This is a genomic window from Erwinia sp. 198 (assembly GCF_003937915.1).
In the GTDB taxonomy this organism is placed as follows: domain Bacteria; phylum Pseudomonadota; class Gammaproteobacteria; order Enterobacterales; family Enterobacteriaceae; genus Erwinia; species Erwinia aeris.
Window position 1 is genome coordinate 100,282 of record NZ_RHUM01000009.1, and the last position, 17,062, is coordinate 117,343.

General features: G+C 58.3%; 17 protein-coding genes. 7 read left to right on the forward strand and 10 right to left on the reverse strand.

Annotation, left to right across the window (positions count from 1 at the left end; all coding sequences use genetic code 11):
* Nucleotides 1-20: 20 nt before the first annotated feature.
* The 5 genes from prfA to kdsA are packed head-to-tail and all read left to right on the forward strand — an operon-like array spanning nucleotide 21 to nucleotide 4,035.
* Nucleotides 21-1,103 (forward strand): peptide chain release factor 1, encoded by a 1,083-nt coding sequence (prfA, locus tag EGK14_RS14015; RefSeq protein ID WP_125289712.1) that lies wholly within the window; start codon nucleotides 21-23, stop codon nucleotides 1,101-1,103.
* Nucleotides 1,103-1,933, forward strand: coding sequence for a peptide chain release factor N(5)-glutamine methyltransferase (gene prmC / locus EGK14_RS14020; RefSeq protein ID WP_125289713.1), 831 nt, complete (start codon nucleotides 1,103-1,105; stop codon nucleotides 1,931-1,933). Before prfA ends, prmC begins: the two co-directional genes overlap by 1 nt.
* A 14-nt stretch (nucleotides 1,934-1,947) precedes the next feature.
* Nucleotides 1,948-2,346 carry a SirB2 family protein gene (locus EGK14_RS14025; RefSeq protein ID WP_125289714.1) on the forward strand — a complete coding sequence of 133 codons (399 nt, stop codon included), beginning with the start codon at nucleotides 1,948-1,950 and terminating at the stop codon, nucleotides 2,344-2,346.
* Entirely contained in the window at nucleotides 2,343-3,152 is an 810-nt protein-coding gene (gene sirB1 / locus EGK14_RS14030; protein WP_125289715.1) for an invasion regulator SirB1, read from the forward strand. Before EGK14_RS14025 ends, sirB1 begins: the two co-directional genes overlap by 4 nt.
* 28 nt (nucleotides 3,153-3,180) lie before the next feature.
* Nucleotides 3,181-4,035, forward strand: a complete 855-nt coding sequence (gene kdsA, locus EGK14_RS14035; protein ID WP_125289716.1) for a 3-deoxy-8-phosphooctulonate synthase — start codon at nucleotides 3,181-3,183, stop codon at nucleotides 4,033-4,035.
* 207 nt (nucleotides 4,036-4,242) lie between these two features.
* Here kdsA and chaA read toward each other — a convergent pair whose 3' ends face one another.
* Nucleotides 4,243-5,334, reverse strand: a complete 1,092-nt coding sequence (gene chaA, locus EGK14_RS14040; RefSeq protein ID WP_125289717.1) for a sodium-potassium/proton antiporter ChaA — start codon at nucleotides 5,332-5,334, stop codon at nucleotides 4,243-4,245.
* A gap of 380 nt (nucleotides 5,335-5,714) precedes the next feature.
* Between chaA and chaB the strand changes: the two genes are divergently transcribed.
* Together chaB and EGK14_RS14050 are read left to right on the forward strand one after the other, a co-directional pair.
* On the forward strand, nucleotides 5,715-5,945 hold the full coding sequence (gene chaB / locus EGK14_RS14045; protein ID WP_125289718.1) for a putative cation transport regulator ChaB: 231 nt from the start codon (nucleotides 5,715-5,717) through the stop codon (nucleotides 5,943-5,945).
* A gap of 244 nt (nucleotides 5,946-6,189) precedes the next feature.
* A complete protein-coding gene (locus EGK14_RS14050; RefSeq protein WP_125289719.1) occupies nucleotides 6,190-6,867 on the forward strand; it encodes a gamma-glutamylcyclotransferase in 678 nt (225 codons plus the stop codon).
* 9 nt (nucleotides 6,868-6,876) lie between these two features.
* On the opposite strand, the gene EGK14_RS14055 is transcribed toward EGK14_RS14050, so the two are convergent.
* The 9 genes from EGK14_RS14055 to EGK14_RS14095 form a co-directional block, all read right to left on the reverse strand.
* Nucleotides 6,877-8,307 (reverse strand): serine/threonine-protein kinase, encoded by a 1,431-nt coding sequence (locus EGK14_RS14055; protein ID WP_125289720.1) that lies wholly within the window; start codon nucleotides 8,305-8,307, stop codon nucleotides 6,877-6,879.
* Between the two features lie 50 nt (nucleotides 8,308-8,357).
* Complete coding sequence (locus EGK14_RS14060; protein ID WP_125289721.1) at nucleotides 8,358-9,305, reverse strand: hypothetical protein; 948 nt, start codon at nucleotides 9,303-9,305, stop codon at nucleotides 8,358-8,360.
* A gap of 12 nt (nucleotides 9,306-9,317) precedes the next feature.
* Nucleotides 9,318-10,091 carry a PP2C family serine/threonine-protein phosphatase gene (locus tag EGK14_RS14065; RefSeq protein ID WP_125289722.1) on the reverse strand — a complete coding sequence of 258 codons (774 nt, stop codon included), beginning with the start codon at nucleotides 10,089-10,091 and terminating at the stop codon, nucleotides 9,318-9,320.
* Nucleotides 10,088-11,245 (reverse strand): type VI secretion system-associated FHA domain protein TagH, encoded by a 1,158-nt coding sequence (tagH, locus tag EGK14_RS14070; RefSeq protein ID WP_125289723.1) that lies wholly within the window; start codon nucleotides 11,243-11,245, stop codon nucleotides 10,088-10,090. The genes EGK14_RS14065 and tagH overlap by 4 nt, the downstream gene beginning before the upstream one ends.
* A gap of 34 nt (nucleotides 11,246-11,279) precedes the next feature.
* A complete protein-coding gene (tagF, locus tag EGK14_RS14075) occupies nucleotides 11,280-11,978 on the reverse strand; it encodes a type VI secretion system-associated protein TagF (protein ID WP_125289724.1) in 699 nt (232 codons plus the stop codon).
* A gap of 17 nt (nucleotides 11,979-11,995) precedes the next feature.
* Nucleotides 11,996-14,101 (reverse strand): type VI secretion system membrane subunit TssM, encoded by a 2,106-nt coding sequence (gene tssM / locus EGK14_RS14080; RefSeq protein WP_125289725.1) that lies wholly within the window; start codon nucleotides 14,099-14,101, stop codon nucleotides 11,996-11,998.
* Nucleotides 14,101-15,318 carry a type IVB secretion system protein IcmH/DotU gene (gene icmH / locus EGK14_RS14085; RefSeq protein ID WP_125289726.1) on the reverse strand — a complete coding sequence of 406 codons (1,218 nt, stop codon included), beginning with the start codon at nucleotides 15,316-15,318 and terminating at the stop codon, nucleotides 14,101-14,103. The genes tssM and icmH overlap by 1 nt, the downstream gene beginning before the upstream one ends.
* A 78-nt stretch (nucleotides 15,319-15,396) precedes the next feature.
* Nucleotides 15,397-15,885: an SH3 domain-containing protein gene (locus tag EGK14_RS14090; protein WP_125289727.1), complete on the reverse strand. Its 489-nt coding sequence runs from the start codon at nucleotides 15,883-15,885 to the stop codon at nucleotides 15,397-15,399.
* 508 nt (nucleotides 15,886-16,393) lie between these two features.
* Nucleotides 16,394-16,939, reverse strand: coding sequence for a YbhB/YbcL family Raf kinase inhibitor-like protein (locus tag EGK14_RS14095; protein ID WP_125289728.1), 546 nt, complete (start codon nucleotides 16,937-16,939; stop codon nucleotides 16,394-16,396).
* Nucleotides 16,940-17,062: the final 123 nt, after the last annotated feature.

Consider the following 17,062-nt stretch of genomic DNA (forward strand, 5'->3'; position numbering starts at 1 on the left):
TTTATATACAGGGAATATTCATGAAGCCTTCTATTGTTGCCAAACTGGAAGCCTTGCAGGAACGTCACGAGGAAGTCGAGGCGATGCTGGGCGATGCTGGCGTGATTGCCGATCAGGAGCGATTTCGCGCGCTGTCGCGCGAGTATGCGCAGTTGACCGATGTCAGCCAGTGTTTCCGTCGTTGGCAGCAGAATCAGGAAGATATCGCCGCCGCCGAAGAGATGCTTAACGATGCGGAAATGCGCGATATGGCGCAGGAAGAGCTGAAAGAGGCGCGTGAGGCCAGCGAACAGCTGGAGCAGGAGTTACAGGTGCTGCTGCTGCCGAAAGATCCGGACGACGAGCGCAACTGCTATCTGGAGGTGCGTGCCGGCACCGGCGGCGACGAAGCGGCCATTTTCGCTGGCGATCTCTTCCGGATGTACAGCCGCTACGCGGAATCGCGCCGCTGGAAAGTGGAAGTGATGAGCGCCAACGAGGGCGAGCACGGCGGTTATAAAGAAGTGATCGCCAAAATCGTCGGCGACGGCGCCTACGGTCGCCTGAAGTTCGAGTCCGGCGGCCATCGCGTGCAGCGCGTGCCGGAAACGGAATCGCAGGGCCGTATCCACACTTCCGCCTGTACCGTTGCGGTGCTGCCGGAAGTGCCGGAAGCCGAGCTGCCGGATATCAACCCGAGCGATCTGAAAATCGACACCTTCCGTTCATCGGGCGCGGGTGGGCAGCACGTTAACACCACCGACTCCGCTATCCGTATTACCCACCTGCCTACCGGCATCGTGGTGGAGTGTCAGGACGAGCGTTCGCAGCACAAAAACAAAGCCAAGGCGCTGGCGGTGCTGGGTTCGCGCATTCGGGCGGCCGAAAGCGCCCGTCGTCAGCAGGAAGAAGCCTCAACGCGCCGCAACCTGCTGGGCAGCGGCGATCGCTCCGACCGCAACCGCACCTATAACTATCCGCAGGGTCGTATTACCGATCACCGCATTAACCTGACCATCTACCGTCTGGACGAAGCAATGCAGGGCAAGCTGGATATGCTGATTGAGCCTGTGGTGCAGGAGTATCAGGCAGACCAGCTGGCCGCCCTGTCCGAGCAGGAGTAATGGAGATTCGCCAGTGGCTGAAAGGAGCCATTACTGAACTGGCGGGCAGTGAAAGCCCGAAAAGAGACGCAGAGATCCTGCTTGGCTTTGTCACCGGCCGCTCCCGCAGCTGGCTTATTGCCTTTGACGAGACGGCGCTGACCCAACGCGAGCAGGAGCGCCTGGCTGCGCTGCTGGCTCGCCGCGTCAACGGCGAGCCGATTGCTTACCTGATCGGCGAGCGTGAATTCTGGTCGCTGCCGCTCAGCGTCTCCCCCGATACGCTTATTCCCCGGCCGGACACCGAGCTGCTGGTGGAGCAGGCGTTGGCTCATATCCCTGCCGAACCGGCGGCGGTGCTGGATCTGGGCACCGGCACCGGCGCGATTGCGCTGGCTATCGCCAGTGAACGTCCCGACTGTCGCATTACCGGCGTCGACCGCATTCAGGGGGCCGTTGAGCTGGCGCAGCGCAACGCGCAACGCCTTGGCATCCATAACGCCGTTTTTCGGCTCAGCAATTGGTTCAGCGCGCTGGCGGGCGAACGCTTCGCCGTTATCGTCAGCAATCCTCCCTATATTGATGAAGCCGACGAGCATCTGCGGCAGGGCGACGTGCGTTTTGAGCCGCAAAGCGCGCTGGTGGCGGCGGAAGGCGGCCTGGCTGATATCCGGAGCATCGCCGCACAGGCGGGAGAGGCGCTGCTGCCCGGCGGCTGGCTGCTGTTAGAGCATGGCTGGCAACAGGCGCAGGCCGTGCAGGCGATCCTGCGCGCGGCCGGTTTTGCTAACGTTGCCACCGCCCGGGATTATGGCGGCAATGACCGCGTGACTTATGCGCAAAAACCCTGAACGAGGGAAAATAAATGGCTGACTGGTACAGTGCTGTAAAAAATTTGCATCTGCTGACGGTAATCCTTACCGCCACGCTGTTTCTGCTGCGTTTCTTCTGGCTTCAGACCGGCTCAGGGATGCTGCAAAAGCGCTGGGTACGCATCGTACCCCACCTGAACGACACGCTGCTGCTGCTTTCGGGCGCGATGCTGGTGGCGATAACGCACTTTTATCCCTTTACGCCTCAGGGCGCATGGCTGACTGAAAAGCTGTTTGGCGTTATTATCTATATCGCGCTTGGCTTTATTGCCCTTGGGCGCAAACCACGCGCGCAAAAAACGCGCTGGATAGCTTTTATCGTGGCGGCCGCGATGCTGGTAATGATTTACCATCTGGCCACCACAAAAATGCCATTGTTGGGGAATGTATGACGTCGATAGCAACTGATGAAGGCACAGCGACCCCGCTGTGCGAGGCGGTAATTGCGGCCACGCTGGCCATCCGTCCTGAGTTTCCTGCTGAAGACGTGAAGAAGCAGCTGGCGGAGCTGGTTAAAGAGGCGCGCGCCACCATTCCATTACAGCTGGAGCAGGATTTGCAGCTGGAGAAACTCATTGAGCTGTTCTGGCAGCGCTGGGGCTTCGGCGGCGCGAGCGGCGTTTACCGTCTGTCCGACACGCTGTGGCTGGATAACGTGCTGAAAACCCGGCAGGGCACCGCCGTCTCGCTGGGCGTGATCTTTTTGCATATCGCTCACGAACTCTCGCTGCCGCTGATGCCGGTGATTTTTCCTACGCAGCTTATTCTGCGGGCCGACTGGATTGACGAAGAGATGTGGCTGATCAATCCCTTTAACGGCGAAACGCTGGATGAGCACACGCTGGAAGTGTGGCTGAAGGGCAATATCGGCCCGGTGGCTGAACTGTATGACGACGATCTACAGGAGGCCGAGCCGCAGCTGGTGCTCAACAAGATGCTGGATACGCTGAAAGCCGCGCTGATGGAAGAAAAGCAGATGGAGCTGGCGCTGCAGGTCAGCCAGGTGCTGGTCAATATGGACCCGGACGATCCCTATGAAATCCGCGATCGCGGGCTGATTTTCGCGCAGCTGGACTGTGAGCACGTGGCGGTAAGCGATCTGACCTATTTTGTTGAACAGTGCCCGGAAGATCCGGTTAGCGAAATGATTAAATTACAGATCCATTCGATTGAACAGAAACAGATCACGCTGCACTAATCTGTTAAATAAAGAATAAGGCGAAGAGATGAAACAAAAAGTCGTTAGCATTGGTGATGTTAAGGTTGCAAACGATCTGCCGTTCGTGCTGTTTGGCGGTATGAACGTACTGGAATCGCGCGATCTCGCTATGCGTATCTGCGAACATTACGTCACCGTGACCCAGAAGCTGGGCATCCCTTACGTGTTTAAGGCCTCGTTTGACAAGGCCAACCGTTCTTCGATTCGCTCCTATCGCGGGCCGGGTCTGGAAGAGGGCATGAAGATTTTTCAGGAGCTGAAGCAGACCTTCGGCGTGAAAATTATCACCGACGTGCACGAAGCCAGCCAGGCGCAGCCGGTGGCCGACGTGGTTGACGTGATCCAGCTGCCTGCTTTCCTGGCACGTCAGACCGATCTGGTGGAAGCGATGGCGAAAACCGGTGCGGTCATCAACGTTAAGAAGCCGCAGTTCGTCAGCCCTGGTCAGATGGGCAACATCGTTGAGAAGTTCGCGGAAGGCGGCAACGAGAAGGTTATCCTGTGCGATCGCGGCGCGAACTTCGGCTACGACAACCTGGTGGTGGACATGCTGGGCTTTAACGTTATGAAGCAGGTTTCCAACGGTAGCCCGGTCATTTTCGACGTGACGCATGCGCTGCAGTGCCGCGATCCGTTCGGTGCCGCTTCCAGCGGTCGTCGTGGTCAGGTTACCGAGCTGGCGCGTGCCGGTATGGCTGTCGGCCTGGCCGGTCTGTTTATCGAAGCGCATCCGGATCCGGCCAATGCAAAATGCGACGGCCCGTCCGCGCTGCCGCTGGACAAGCTGGAGCCTTTCCTGATGCAGATTAAAGCGATTGACGATCTGGTGAAGAACTTCCCGGCGCTGGATACCAGCAGCTGATAAAAATCAGGCCGGCAGCCCTGAGGGCGCCGGCCTGAACAGCTAATCTGTTAATCAATCCGCCTTACATCCTGTCACCGCCGACCTTCAGTCTGTCCGCCTTACATCCTGTCACCGCAGATCTGCGAGTCACGCCGTATCTCATACCTTAACCGCCGAGTCGTTATCCGCCTTTCCCGCGGGCCGCGATATGTTGCGTCGTCACGCCTACAGCATTACCGTCATCAGATAGCCGATAAACAGCGCCAGGTGCGCCGCACCGTTCAGCACGTTGGTTCTGCCGGTCGAAAAAGAGATCTGACACAGTAGCAGCGAGGCCAGCATAATCACCATATGCGGCGGCTCCAGGCCGAAAATCAGTTCCTGGCCGGTGAGCGTGGCGATAATGGTTACCGTAGGCACGGTCAGCGAGATGGTGGCCAGCACCGAGCCGAAAAAGAGGTTCATCGCGCGCTGCACCTGATTCGCCAGCACGGCTTTAATAGCGCCCAGGCCTTCCGGCGAGAGGATCAGCAGTGCCACCAGGAAACCGGTGAATTGCTCAGGCGCGTTCAGTTCGGTCAGCAGCGCGCCCAGCGTGTTGGAATCCATTTTGGTGACGGCAATCACGGCCACCAGGTGCACCAGCAGCCAGCAGGTATGCCAGACGCTGGAGTGGGCGGACGGCTTGCCGTGATGCGGGTCATCGCCCTCGTCCTCATGCTCATAAACGAACAGGCTCTGGTGCGTTTTGGTCTGGATCAGCAGAAACACGCCGTACATCGCGGCGGAAATGGCGGAAATCAGCAGCGCCTGGCCAGCGCTGAAATTGCCTTCCGGCAGCGCGTTGGGGAAAACCAGCACCAGCACGGCCAGCGGGAAAATAGCGATCAGATACTGCTTTACGCCCGCCAGATTAACGTACTGGGTGGCAAACTTGCGCCCGCCCAGCAGCAGCGCGAAGCCTACCAGGCCGCCGGTTACGATCATCACGATAGAGTAAAGCGTATCGCGCATCAGCATCGGCGCCGCATCGCCCGTCGCCATCAGCGCGGAAATCAAACTGACTTCGAGGATCACTACGGAGAGGCTGAGGATCAGCGAACCGTAAGGCTCGCCGAGGCGGTGCGCAAGCACGTCCGCGTGTCGCACCACGCTGAACGCGCTGCTAAGGATAGCCACCAGCGCCAGCAAATTAATGCCGATGATGGCCGGTAAAGATTCTGAGGCGCCCCAAAACCACAGGATAACCAGGGCCGCGAGCGGCAGCACCAGGGATGATTCTTTATGACGTGTTCTGACGCTTTCTTGCGCGCTCATAGGCAATATTTCCTTTTTTGACCGTCCAACTGCGAAACAGACGCAACCATTGCTGTGTGCATTGATTATATAACAACCGCCCGCAGTGTAACGGCAGTAAGGTTAACTGATGGTAAACTTTACATGATTTTACCTGAAAAACCTGATAATTATCCGGGGTGGGCTTAACCCTGAATCTCCCTGTAATTATCTTGATTCGTAAAGTATTTTTTATCACTCTTTGCCTTTTATCATGACGATTAAAGCGGATATTTATCAATTTCAGTGAGATAAACGGCTGTTACGTAATAGTTAGTATATGACCTTACTGAAAAGACATAAGTGGCACCCGCAGCGATTTTGTTCCAGGCTTAAAAAGTCTGATAACAAGGAGATCGATAATGCCATACCGTTCAAGAGGTTCCCTGCCTGACAGCGTCAAAAACGTTCTGCCCGCTCACGCACAGGACATTTATCAGGAGGCGTTTAACAGCGCCTGGGACGAATACAAAGAGGAAAAAGATCGCCGGGGCGACGAGTCACGCGAAGAAGTGGCGCACAAGGTAGCGTGGGCGGCCGTTAAGAACCAGTATGAAAAGGGCGACGATGATAAGTGGCATAAGAAGCATTAAATGTCGCCGGGCTGCTCGCTGCGAGCAGCCTCGTTTATCGTAGCCGTTGTCTCTGATTTTTCTCCGCTGCCACCCTGAAGTTCTCCGTTATGCCGCCGATGATAATCCTAAGGTAAATTTATTCTTTTGTGACGCGCTTCAAACTTGATCGGCACGCCTGAAATGACTTAAGGTCAGGTAAGCGTAACGACACATTTATGTCACAACAAATGCAGCAGGGAACGGGCAGTAGCGGAGAGGGCTAATGTTAACAAGAGACTTCCTGGCCAAAGCAGATTGTAAAACGGCCTTTGGTGCCATTGAGGAATCACTGCTGTGGACCTGCGAACAGCGAGCGGCCTCGCTGGCGGCTACCCTGGCCTGCCGTCCCGATCACAGCCCGGTGTGGATTTTTGGCTATGGCTCGCTGATGTGGAACCCGGTATTTGAGTCCGATGAGGTAGCGGAAGGCACGCTAAACGGCTGGCACCGCGCCTTTTGCCTGCGGCTTACCGCCGGACGCGGCACTGCCCAGCAGCCGGGGCGGATGCTGGCATTGAAGGAGGGCGGCAGCACCACCGGGCTGGCCTTTCGTCTGCCGGAAGCGAAGCTGGCCGAGGAGCTGGAGCTGCTGTGGAAGCGCGAGATGGTCACCGGTTGCTACCTGCCGACCTGGTGCGAGCTGAAGCTGGCCGACGGCCGCAGCGTGACGGCGCTGGCCTTTGTTATGGATCCGCGTCACGCGCTGTATGAGGCCGATTCCTGCCCGCAAACTATCGCGCCGCTGATTGCTCAGGCCAGTGGACCGCTGGGCACCAACGCGCAATATCTTTTCTCGCTGGAGCAGGAGCTGAAAAGGCGCGGGCTTTATGACGACTGCCTGACCGATCTGGTTCAGCGCGTCCGCGATCTTCAGGTCTACCACAATGATCTGGCCGGCTGAGCCGCGTCCTCAGGAGCCGGGATTGATCAGCCAGGTGCCCGGTTTATCAATATCCAGCTGCTGAGTATGCACGGCAGAATCGGCAGCGTGGACCTCAATAATATAATGTCCCGCCGACAGATTAAGCGCGGCGTAACCGCTGGTATTCGGCTTCGCCTCAACAGGTTTGCCGTTCAGCATTACCGTTTCGCCGCTGGCCAGCTTGAGATAGACCGTGGCAATGGTCGGCTTGTCTACGGGCGCGACGGCGGTTGATGGTGCCGCGCTGCCGGCATTATCGGCCGCAGCAGACTGTTCCGGCGCAGAAGCGTCATCGCTATGGTTAAGCGCGACGACCAGCCCGATCAGCGCCAGGACCGCGATGCCGGCGGCAATCACCAGCGGTTTCGCCAGTTTGTGATGGCGTAGCGAGGCATACTCCGCACTGGCCGAGGCGGGCGCCACGGTAATAGCTGGCGGTTCCGGCTGCACTTCCGGCGTAACGGTTGGCGTTACTATCTCTTCGGGTACCCTGGTCACGCTGGTCACCAGCTCTTCTACCGTACTTACCGGCAGCGCAATCAGCGCGGCAAACTCATCGACAGTCTGCGGACGATCCTGCGGTTTCATCGCCAGCGCGCGATCGATTGCATTCAGCAAAGGCAGCGAAAACCCTTCAGGGCGCAGCTGGGTCAGCGGCTGGTAGCGATCCTCGATACAGCGAACCACGCTGACCGGCGGCGGACTGCCGGTCACCAGCGTATGCAGCACCGCGCCCAGCGCATAAATATCCGTCCACGGCCCCTGATCGCTGTCGCTTTCTTCGCTGTACTGCTCGATAGGCGCATAGCCTGGCTTCAGCATGATTTCCGTCTGGTCGGAAAGGTTGCCGATAGTCTTGCGGGCGGAGCCGAAGTCCAGCAGCACGGGCAGCTGGTTATCCTGGATCTGAATATTGTCCAGCGAGATATCGCGATGCAGATAGCCTGCCTGATGGATGGTGTCGATAGCGCCGAACAGCGGCGGCAGCAGCTGGCGGATCCAGGCATCGGTCAGCGTTTCAGGGCTGCCGAGCTGCCACTCCTTTAGCGTCATGCCGCTGTAGTACAGCGTTCCCATATAGGCGGTGCCGTTTTCTTCCCAGAAGCGCAGCACGTGCAGCAGACCGGGATGGTTAAACCGGGCCAGCAGGCGGGCTTCCTGAATAAAGCTGTTCAGCCCGGCGGTAAACAGTTTCTGATAGCGTTCGCCGCGCAGCGCGATAGTCAGGTTTTCATCGCGCGAAACCAGCGATACCGGCAGATACTCTTTAATGGCGATGGTGCGTTCCAGCAGATGATCCCAGGCGCGATAAACAATGCCGAAACCGCCGCCGCCGATAACCTCTTTGATTTCAAATTCGTTAAAACGGTGCCCGGCCGGAAGGGCGTTGGGCACGTTTTTCTTATCGTTTGCCGACATAGTAAACACTCTCTAAGCGTTAGCGACTTTTCACCCTGCGGGAAAGGCAGTCAGTTAACGGTGCGCCAGGCGCCAATAGCCGGATCGGCCAGATCTGCATGCAGGTCGTTCACCAGCAGCACATTTATTTTCACTTGCGGATTGGTTAACGCGCCCCACGTTTTGCGCAGCGCCTCAACGCGGTTTTTCAGCAGTGCGGCATCGTTAGCCTGGCTTTTGCTCATTTTCACCAGCAGCGCGCCTTCAAAAGACCAGACGTGCAGCTGCGGATTAAACGTCAGCAGCAGCCAACTGTCCGGCACCCCCTTTTTGGCCACGACCAGGCGCTGGTTATTCGCGGCGACGATAGTCAGCTCGCCCGGCGACGGATGCACGTTGCGTAAAGGAAAGCCCTGATAAAACTGTACGGGGATCGCCTGGGTCTTGCCGTTGCTGGCCAGCGTCAGCTCGCTTTTGCCTTCCAGCCAGCCTTCCGTGGAGCAGCTCAGATGACGGGCATCCGGGATAAACAGCGACTGGCCTCGTTCGTCCCACCAGGTGCGGAAGTGGCAGCCGCCCGGCAGATCGAAATGCTGCAGCGGCGCGCTGTTGGCAGGCTGCGATAAATCGAGCGGTTCCGCGTTGCTGGCGGTGGCCGCAGCGGTACCGTCGGCGATAACGATCGGCCGCCAGTTTTGCATTTTTGCAGCGGTGCCGGAAGCGAGCACCGAGCCTGCCTCGTTGGTCATCTGCCACGGCAGCTCGCTCAGCTTGCCGCATTGATTATTCAGCAGCTTGCCTACGCGCGGCAAAAAAGTGTTGAGCACGTTCGACTCTTTGCTTTTGCCAGAGACGATGCGCAGAGGAATATTCTGCTGACACCAGTCCTTCGGCGCATTACTTTCCACGTTATCGATAAAGACTTCCAGCGCCAGGCTGGGAGAATAGACCACGCGGTAGTCTTCCGCCTGAGCGGTAGTTGCAAACAACAGTGTGACGGCCGGCAACCAGAATTTCATAGCGTTCCTTGGTTAATCACGCGACGGAAGAAAGCGAGCGGAATCCGCCATCGATTGTAACAGGGTGGTATCCTGCGGCGAGCCAACCCAGACAGCTACCGCGCTTAAATTATCTTTTTTCTCGCTGCGATTGATCGCTTTATGCATCAGCGCCAGCCATTCCTGGGGCGAGCTGACCATGCGCAAAGCCTGCTCCATCTCGCCGGGCTGCAAATTGCACCAGAAACCGTCGGTGCAGACCAGAAAGACGTCGCCATCCTCCAGCGGCATCACTTCACTGTAGCTGACGGGCTGCGTCCCTTCTGCACCAAGAGCATTATAAAGTAAGTTACTGTTAATGCCGGTATTATCCACACCAGCATCCTTTAGCTGCTGGGCCAGGCTATGGTCGCGCGTCACAGAGTGGATAAACCCGCGGCGAAAGTGGTAAACCCGGCTGTCGCCCGCGTGCGCCCACCAGGCCAGCTGCCGATCGCGGTCAATAAACAGGGCCGCCAGCGTGGTGCTCATCCGCTCAAAATTCAGATTTTTCCTCTGCGCCAGGCGGATCGCTTCCTCCGCATCCTCCACCCACGCTTTGCTGTCGCAGGCGGTAAAAGGACGATCGTCAGCGTGCGTCAGCAATACGTCGCGGGCGATGCGGGCAGCCTGTTCGCCGCCAGCCGTGCCGGCAACGCCGTCGCAGACCAGAAAACACGCTGAGTGTTCGCCTACGCGCGCGCCGGTTTCATCCTGATTACTCTCACGCGCGCCCGTTTGCGACGTGGAGGCATGGTTTATTTTCATTCTTGTTCCGGTCTGATTTGCGAATCTTTGTACTGATTCACTTCCATATCATAGGCCTGCAGGAAAGCGTCACCAAAAAGGGTATGAAAATCATCCTCAATTTCGCCAGAGGTATTTTGATAGTGACGCAAAAAATAGTCCCACAGGGCGGCTTTTTTTATGGCGCTGAGGCCAATGCGCGGCAGATTGCCGTCGCGGCGGGCGTGCTCCTCCAGCCGCAGCGGATTAAACGACTGCAGCATGGCGGCGATAATCGCCCGGATCCCGGCAATCATGCCCAGCTGATGCGCCTGCAAATCGACCAGCGCATCGCGTACTGCCTGTTCAGGCGGCATAAAACCCGGCATCTGGCTTTGGTAGATCTGCATCAGCACCGTTTTGCCCGACGGCAGGATCTTGAACGGGTTATTAGCCTCGTTCAGGATCATGGTCATTTCCGCCTTTACGCCGCGCTTAAGGATCGAGCGCGAAGAGAGCAGGGCGACGGTGCCTTGCGAAAACAGGCTCAGCATTCTGCCCGTAGTACGCATCTGCTCTTCGGTAAAAAGGGGTTTTCCCGGCCCGCTTTCCAGCCCCATTCCTTCCATCAGCGCGGCCAGCAGGCGCTGCTCGTTGCTTGCGCCAGCGGCGCGTTCGGCCTGAGCAGGCTCGTGAGCGACAGGATCGATACCCAAACGGGCGTCGCCGGGACGGTGCTGCTGCCGCACGGGCGAGGGTTCACGCTCCACGGGAGCGACAATCGGCACCTGTTCGTTCAGGATCCCCAGGGGATCTTCCGGCAACGCCCGATCTTCGGTAAACAGCGTCAGCGGGTCAACGTCGCTGAATGGCTTTTCTTCAACGCGGGTAGGATCGCTCACCGCAATCTGATAGTCACCGATCCCCAACAGATCGCCATGCTGCAGCAGGATCTGCTTACCGCGCGCCAGCGGTACATGGTTATGTAAAATTGCAATCACGCTGCCGTGATTGGTCAGCCTGCACTCGCCGTTGCCGGCAACGTGCACCACGGCCTGAAGGCGTGAAATCGCGCGTTCGTTGTCTGGCAAAACCAAATCGTTATCTACGCTTCGGCCTATTGTGCCGCCGGGCGGAGCAAAATCACAGACGTTAACGGGCGCCTCGGTTTTGCTCTCAACAAGGGTAAATCGCATGCGCTTTTCCTGAAACCTGGGTCATTCGGTCACCCTATTCAAACATCGGTGGATAGAGTCCATGACGACCCGGCTGCGCTACGGCGGCCGGGTCAAAAAGTTGTGTAAAGAGCCGGGCGGTGAGATTACCGCTGTGTTTATGGCTGGCTAACGGATAGCCGTCGCTTTGGTTAGTCCACCAGTAACTGGTATAGCGCATAGGATCAAAACGGTTGGCTACCTCATGCCAGGCCAGCGTGCAGGGAAGATCCTGATAGCCGATTACGTCCATAATATCGGAGCGGCTGGTATCGGGCAGCGACAGCGGCGGCAGGTTCAACAACGCCTGCTCAAGCTGGGTCGGCGTACAGGTGTGCGAAACCGCGCGATGAAGCGCTTCGCCCAGCGCCCGAAACCAGTCGCCGGAAACGGCAAGCTGCGCCGGATGCCAGTGGCTAACCGGCACGCTCTGTAGGGCCAGCAGGGGCCAGCTGCGGCCAACGCGATCGCGCGAAGGCAGCAGGCAGCCAATCTGTACCCGCTGTACGCCAAGCGTGGCGGGTAGAGCAAAATTCCAGACGGGCGCGCGGCTAAAGAGTTCGCCTACGGCTTCGCCATGCTGATACCAGTGCGACAGGCCGAGCTGGAACCAGTTTGACCAGCTGGCAACAATGGGTTCAGGCAGACGACGCTGTAAAAAATCGCCGGTGCCCGGCAGCTTGCCGTACCAACCCAGCTTGCTTTTTTCCGTCATGGTTATCCCCTTTCCCGCTAAGGGTTCGTGGCCTGAACCGACGAACCAGAGGTTGCCGCGGTGCCGGCATCCTGCTTGCCCGCGCTATCAATACCCACGGCCAGCTTGCGCATAATCAGCGCGTTGTCTCTGACAAACGGCGAGGTCTGGATCTGGCGATCCAACAGCTGGCTTAAATGCCAGTCCAGCTGCTGAAGCTGCCGGGTCGTTACGCTGGCGGGTAGCGTTCGCTGCAAATTCTGCATCACCCAGCCGCGTAAGAACTCGCCGTCGTAGCTGCGCGGCTGATAAAGCATCTGATAAGCGCGCAGGGCGTTGCGGCTGAAATCGCTGTCGTCGCCCTTATCATTACGCAGCGCCTCGGTAATATTCTGCGCCACTCGCGGCAGCAACAGCGTTTTTAGCGCATTTTGATAAAAGCCCAGCGCGGCCGTGCCGATCTGATCGCCACGGTAAAGACCCGCCCGCATACTCAATGGCGGGTCGTCCAGCGAGAAGCTGTCGCTTTGCGGCAGGGCAACCAGGCTATTTAAGAAGGGTAGCAGATCCAGGATATCGCCGTTGTTATTGTTCACCAGCCGCTGCGCCTGTTTATCAACCGGCTCAAGACGGGCCTCCACCTGCTGCAAATAGCGCTGATTTTTATAATAACTGGTGGTCCAGAACAGCGTAGCGATCAGCAGCGCCAGCGCCAGCGAGGCATAGCTGGCCCAATGCAGCAGACGATTACGGTGTTCCCAGGTGCGATCGCTGCCGGCAAGGCTGTTCTCCTGGAAAATCAGATCCCTGAGCAGGGAATGGATAAAATAGCTTTGTCCTTTATTAGCCGGGATCGGCGCGTTGCGGTGCACCGTATCCCAGCTGGCGATGGAGTGGCTGGTGGCCTGCGGCAGCTGTAGCTTGCGCGTCAGCTCGCCCATAATGCGGTCGAAAGGCAGACCCTCCTGCGTGCCGCTGGTGAAGAACAGGCCGCGCGGCGCCCAGGGCAGACCCTCTTTCTCCGGCGCAAAGACGATTTCCAGATACTCCGCCAGCAGGGGCCGCAGCGAGGCAAACTCTTGTGGAAACAAAAAGCAGTCCGCGCGCTGGGTCAAATCGCTCTCTTTTGCCATTTTTCCGGCCAGATCGGCCTGAAGCCGTGCCGTCAGCTCGCGGAACTGCCGGTCAAACTGGGTGCCAATGGTCGGTTCGCTGATGCGATCGGGCTCCCAAGGGAAGGTAAAGCCCCAGATCCCGTCGCGCTGACTTTTATCCAGCGAGCCGTTGTAGCTCATAAATCCTTTCAGCAGATCGGTTTTGGTTACCATGACATACACCGGAAAGTGAATACCGGTCTGCTGGTGCAGCTCCTTCATGCGGCTGCGCAGCGCGGTCGCCTGCACGTAGCGCGCGTCTGCCGAATCGCTAAGCAGATCCGCCACGCTGATGGTCATGATCACGCCGTTAATAGGCTGGCGGGCACGGTAGCGCTTCAGCAGCGAGATAAAGGTTTGCCATTCGCTGGCGTCTCTGGCTCGTTGACTCTCCTGTAGCGTATAGCGCCCGGCGGTATCCAGCAGCACGGCTTCTTCGGTAAACCACCAGTCGCAGTGGCGGGTGCCGCCTACGCCGCGCAGCGCGCTTCTGCCCAGCGTGTCGCCCAGCGGAAACTCCAGCCCGGAATTGAGCAGCGCCGTGGTCTTACCCGCGCCCGGCGCGCCGACGATGATGTACCAGGGCAGCTGATAGAGATACTGCGCGCTAAACCGTTGCAGCCAGCCGCGATGACGATTGCGTCCGGGAAAATGCTTTTTCTTGAGCAGGGTCGCCGCCTCGCTGAACAGCGCGCTGAGCAGCTCTTCCGCCGCCGCCTGCTCGGCATGGTCAACATTATATTTTTGCAGATTGTTCAGTAGCTTGCTGTTAAACCAGGCGCGATAGAGCTGGGGGATCAGCTGAAAAAGGATCCACAAAAAATAGCACAGGCCGATGGCTATCTGGCGGTTAACGCTGCTTTCCAGCCAGTGAATATCGTTCAGCGACAGCAACGGCCCGGTCATCCAGATAAGCGCGCAAAGTGCCGTAATGCCGAAAAAGCCCCACAGCAAGCGGCTGGTCAAAAGAGAAAAGAGGAGGGAAGGCATCAGTATTTCTCCGCCTGACTGGATTGGACTTCAGGTGCCGGTAACAGCACGATTTCTACCCGACGATTGCGCGCCCGGTTTTCGCTACTGTCGTTGGGCAGCAGCGGATTGCTGTCGCCACGGCCTTCGCTGCGGATAAGATGATTCGGCTCCAGCATCTGCTGACGCATCAGCGCGCTGACGGTGCGGGCCTGGGCAAGCGAATATTCATAGTTAGAGGCGTAGTGGGCGGAGTGCACGGGCTGATTATCGGTATAGACGCTGACCAGCACGGTACCTTTGATATTGTCCATTGCGGCCGAAACGCGCGTGATCAGCGCGCGGCCTTCAGGCAGCAGATCGCTGCCCGCCGGGCGGAAAAGCCTGTCAGAGGCGATAATAACCTTGCTGCCGTTAGTGCCATCGGCCACGTCGAGCTGCCGTGCCGCAATCAGGTCGTCCAGCCGTTGCCGCAGATCCAGCAGCGCCTGAGCGGAACTGCTACGGGCTATTTCGTTAGTCGGCAGCGGCGTTTCCCAAATGGCGCGCAGCAGCGGTTCAGCGGCATTGCCCAGCCGCCAGTTAAGCCCCGAGTAAATCAGACCGGCGAGAAAAGCGGCCAGCGCCACGCTGGCCCAAAGCGGAACCGGCGGACGCCACAGCGTATTTTGCCCGACGGGTTGCTGCGGCTGTGGCTGCATGGGCGGCGGCAGCGCGCCGCGCGTGTCGGCAATCAGCTGGGCCAGACGGGTGCGGATAGCGTCGCGCTGTAACCGGCCTTGCTCTACCGCACGGTAGCGGCCTTCATAGCCCAGCAGCAGGCAATAATGGATGGTTTCAAGCAGCCACAGGTGCTGCGCCGGGGTCTGCGAGATGCGGGACAGCAGCTGAAACACTTTTTCGCCGCCCCAGCTTTCATTATGAAACGTCACCAGCAGGCCGTTTCCCGACCAGACGCCGCGCGTGCCCCAGGGCGTCTGGGCTGCGGCCTCGTCCAGCGCGCTGCACAGGCAGTAGCGGGCGCCGATAATCATATCGAACGGCAGGCTGGCCTGTTTACAGCGCGTCTCAAACTGGCGGATCTCATCCACCAGCTGTTGGCGCAGGCCAGCGGGATCGTCATGGGTTGCCGCCAGGCGGATCTGCACAATTGCGTTCAGCAAAGGCGCGGCGGCGGCGAGTAGCGGGTTTTCCTGGCTGACGGTGGCAGGCGCGTCAGCATGGTGTTCCGGGGTCATCAGGCTTTACTTTCTCATCCAGGTGGCGGGCAAGGCGCCTTTTGCTTTCTCTGAGTGGGCGATCCCTGCGGACCGCGCCTATTCCAGGATCCAGGTGGCCGTGTCGTTATTGCGACAGGCTTTGCTTTGTCCGCCGACGTCAACGCACACCTTTTTGGTTTTGCGCGGGCGTGGCCGATCGCTACGCAGCGTGGCGTCGTAAAGTTCGCTTTTCACGCCGGCTTTAAAGGGCACATAGCCGATCAGCTCCTGCTGGTCAGGCTCGGCGATAGCCAGCCAGTGGTTTTCCACTTCGCCCAGCACGGTGAAAGGCTTGCCGTTTTCCAGGTAGCGGACAAGGCTGCCACCGAAATCAGGACGATTCATAACGGAAGCGTTATACAGCGCCCGATAGGTTTCATTGACTGGCGTAAAGGATTGAGGAGCCTGAATCGCGTGACGATGCGTCAGGGTCACGCCGTCGACGCTGGAAGTGACCAGCGTATCGTCCGTGACGGCAGGAGCAGGAGCCTTACAGGCCGACAGGGCTAACGCTGCCAGCAAAGTTAACGCGATGCTTATTTTCACATTGATCCTCGTGAATATCGTCAGTGGTTACGGCTACAATCCACTCTTCACGGACGGCAGGGCCGCCCCGTGAAAATCATTCTGTTTTACAGAAAGATAAATTTGTATTTAGTCTACATGACGCTTTTGAGAATGGGAACAATTGCGAACGGGGACGTAACATGTTATTGACAGCCGCCCGGCGATATTGACCCGTTTAGCGGAATAAAGTGCCGAATATTGCCCGCCTCTCTTTTTCAGATGTAGAAGGAGAGGGGAGCCGAATGCGCGTTAGCGACGCCTCTGTTCCTTTCCCATCTCGCTAAATCTCTCCTGCCCGGTCAGGGCGTTAAAGGCTGCCGATCCGCAGATTATAAGTGACACCGTCACTTTTTATCCTGTCGGCACAGCGGTGGCTGACCGTGCCGGCAGGGCTGGCGCATAAACTAACCACACCGGGGTTGCCGGCGCGTGATGGCTATCCTGACGGAATAAAGCGTACCGGGGCGTAGGCGCGCGACGTTGCTGGTCAACCGTTGCCGAAACGTCCAATCAGGCCAGCGGCCCCCAGCGTATGGCCCTTCAGCCGGTCAAACAGCGCCTCGCGCGTTAAACCCTGCTCCAGTCCGTTTGCCGGTAAATCGGTGGCGATTAGGGTGAAGTTATAGTGATGCTCGCCGCTGCCTACCGGCGGGCACGGGCCGTGATAGCGCAGGGTGCCCGGCGAATTTTTCCCGCCCGTGTAGCCTTTGCCGCGGGTCAGCTCGCCCTGAGCAAAGCTGGTGCGCTGAAAAGGAATGTTGTAGGCCACCAGATGATCGACGCCCAGCCCCTTAGCGCCTACAGGATCGGTCACCACCAGCGCAAAGCTTTTGGTGCCTTCAGGCGGGTTATTCCAGCTCAGCGCTGGCGAAATGTTCTCTCCCGTACAGCTGGCGTTGCCTTTGGCGGCGCCGGCGAATTTTTTTGCCATCAGCGCGTTATCATTAAAGTCGGGGGAACTGAGCGTAAAAACCGGGGCGGCAGACGCGGACGCGGCCGTCAGCAGCAGCGCTGCGAGCAGACTTTTTTTCATCAGAGGTTTCCGGGTTAAGAGGCCAGCGCAAAGTCTGGTTGATAAATCGCCGCTCTGCCAGCAGGCATGGCGGGTGCCGCTGACAAAATAAAAGTGTTAAGCTATTTTTTTGTGATCTACATC

Bases quoted from the DNA above. Each gene is read 5' to 3' on its own strand.
- prfA (WP_125289712.1), top strand. From the start codon at position 21: ATGAAGCCTTCTATTGTTGCCAAACTGGAAGCCTTGCAGGAACGTCAC.
- prmC (WP_125289713.1), top strand. From the start codon at position 1,103: ATGGAGATTCGCCAGTGGCTGAAAGGAGCCATTACTGAACTGGCGGGC.
- EGK14_RS14025 (WP_125289714.1), top strand. From the start codon at position 1,948: ATGGCTGACTGGTACAGTGCTGTAAAAAATTTGCATCTGCTGACGGTA.
- sirB1 (WP_125289715.1), top strand. From the start codon at position 2,343: ATGACGTCGATAGCAACTGATGAAGGCACAGCGACCCCGCTGTGCGAG.
- kdsA (WP_125289716.1), top strand. From the start codon at position 3,181: ATGAAACAAAAAGTCGTTAGCATTGGTGATGTTAAGGTTGCAAACGAT.
- chaA (WP_125289717.1), bottom strand. From the start codon at position 5,334: ATGAGCGCGCAAGAAAGCGTCAGAACACGTCATAAAGAATCATCCCTG.
- chaB (WP_125289718.1), top strand. From the start codon at position 5,715: ATGCCATACCGTTCAAGAGGTTCCCTGCCTGACAGCGTCAAAAACGTT.
- EGK14_RS14050 (WP_125289719.1), top strand. From the start codon at position 6,190: ATGTTAACAAGAGACTTCCTGGCCAAAGCAGATTGTAAAACGGCCTTT.
- EGK14_RS14055 (WP_125289720.1), bottom strand. From the start codon at position 8,307: ATGTCGGCAAACGATAAGAAAAACGTGCCCAACGCCCTTCCGGCCGGG.
- EGK14_RS14060 (WP_125289721.1), bottom strand. From the start codon at position 9,305: ATGAAATTCTGGTTGCCGGCCGTCACACTGTTGTTTGCAACTACCGCT.
- EGK14_RS14065 (WP_125289722.1), bottom strand. From the start codon at position 10,091: ATGAAAATAAACCATGCCTCCACGTCGCAAACGGGCGCGCGTGAGAGT.
- tagH (WP_125289723.1), bottom strand. From the start codon at position 11,245: ATGCGATTTACCCTTGTTGAGAGCAAAACCGAGGCGCCCGTTAACGTC.
- tagF (WP_125289724.1), bottom strand. From the start codon at position 11,978: ATGACGGAAAAAAGCAAGCTGGGTTGGTACGGCAAGCTGCCGGGCACC.
- tssM (WP_125289725.1), bottom strand. From the start codon at position 14,101: ATGCCTTCCCTCCTCTTTTCTCTTTTGACCAGCCGCTTGCTGTGGGGC.
- icmH (WP_125289726.1), bottom strand. From the start codon at position 15,318: ATGACCCCGGAACACCATGCTGACGCGCCTGCCACCGTCAGCCAGGAA.
- EGK14_RS14095 (WP_125289728.1), bottom strand. From the start codon at position 16,939: ATGAAAAAAAGTCTGCTCGCAGCGCTGCTGCTGACGGCCGCGTCCGCG.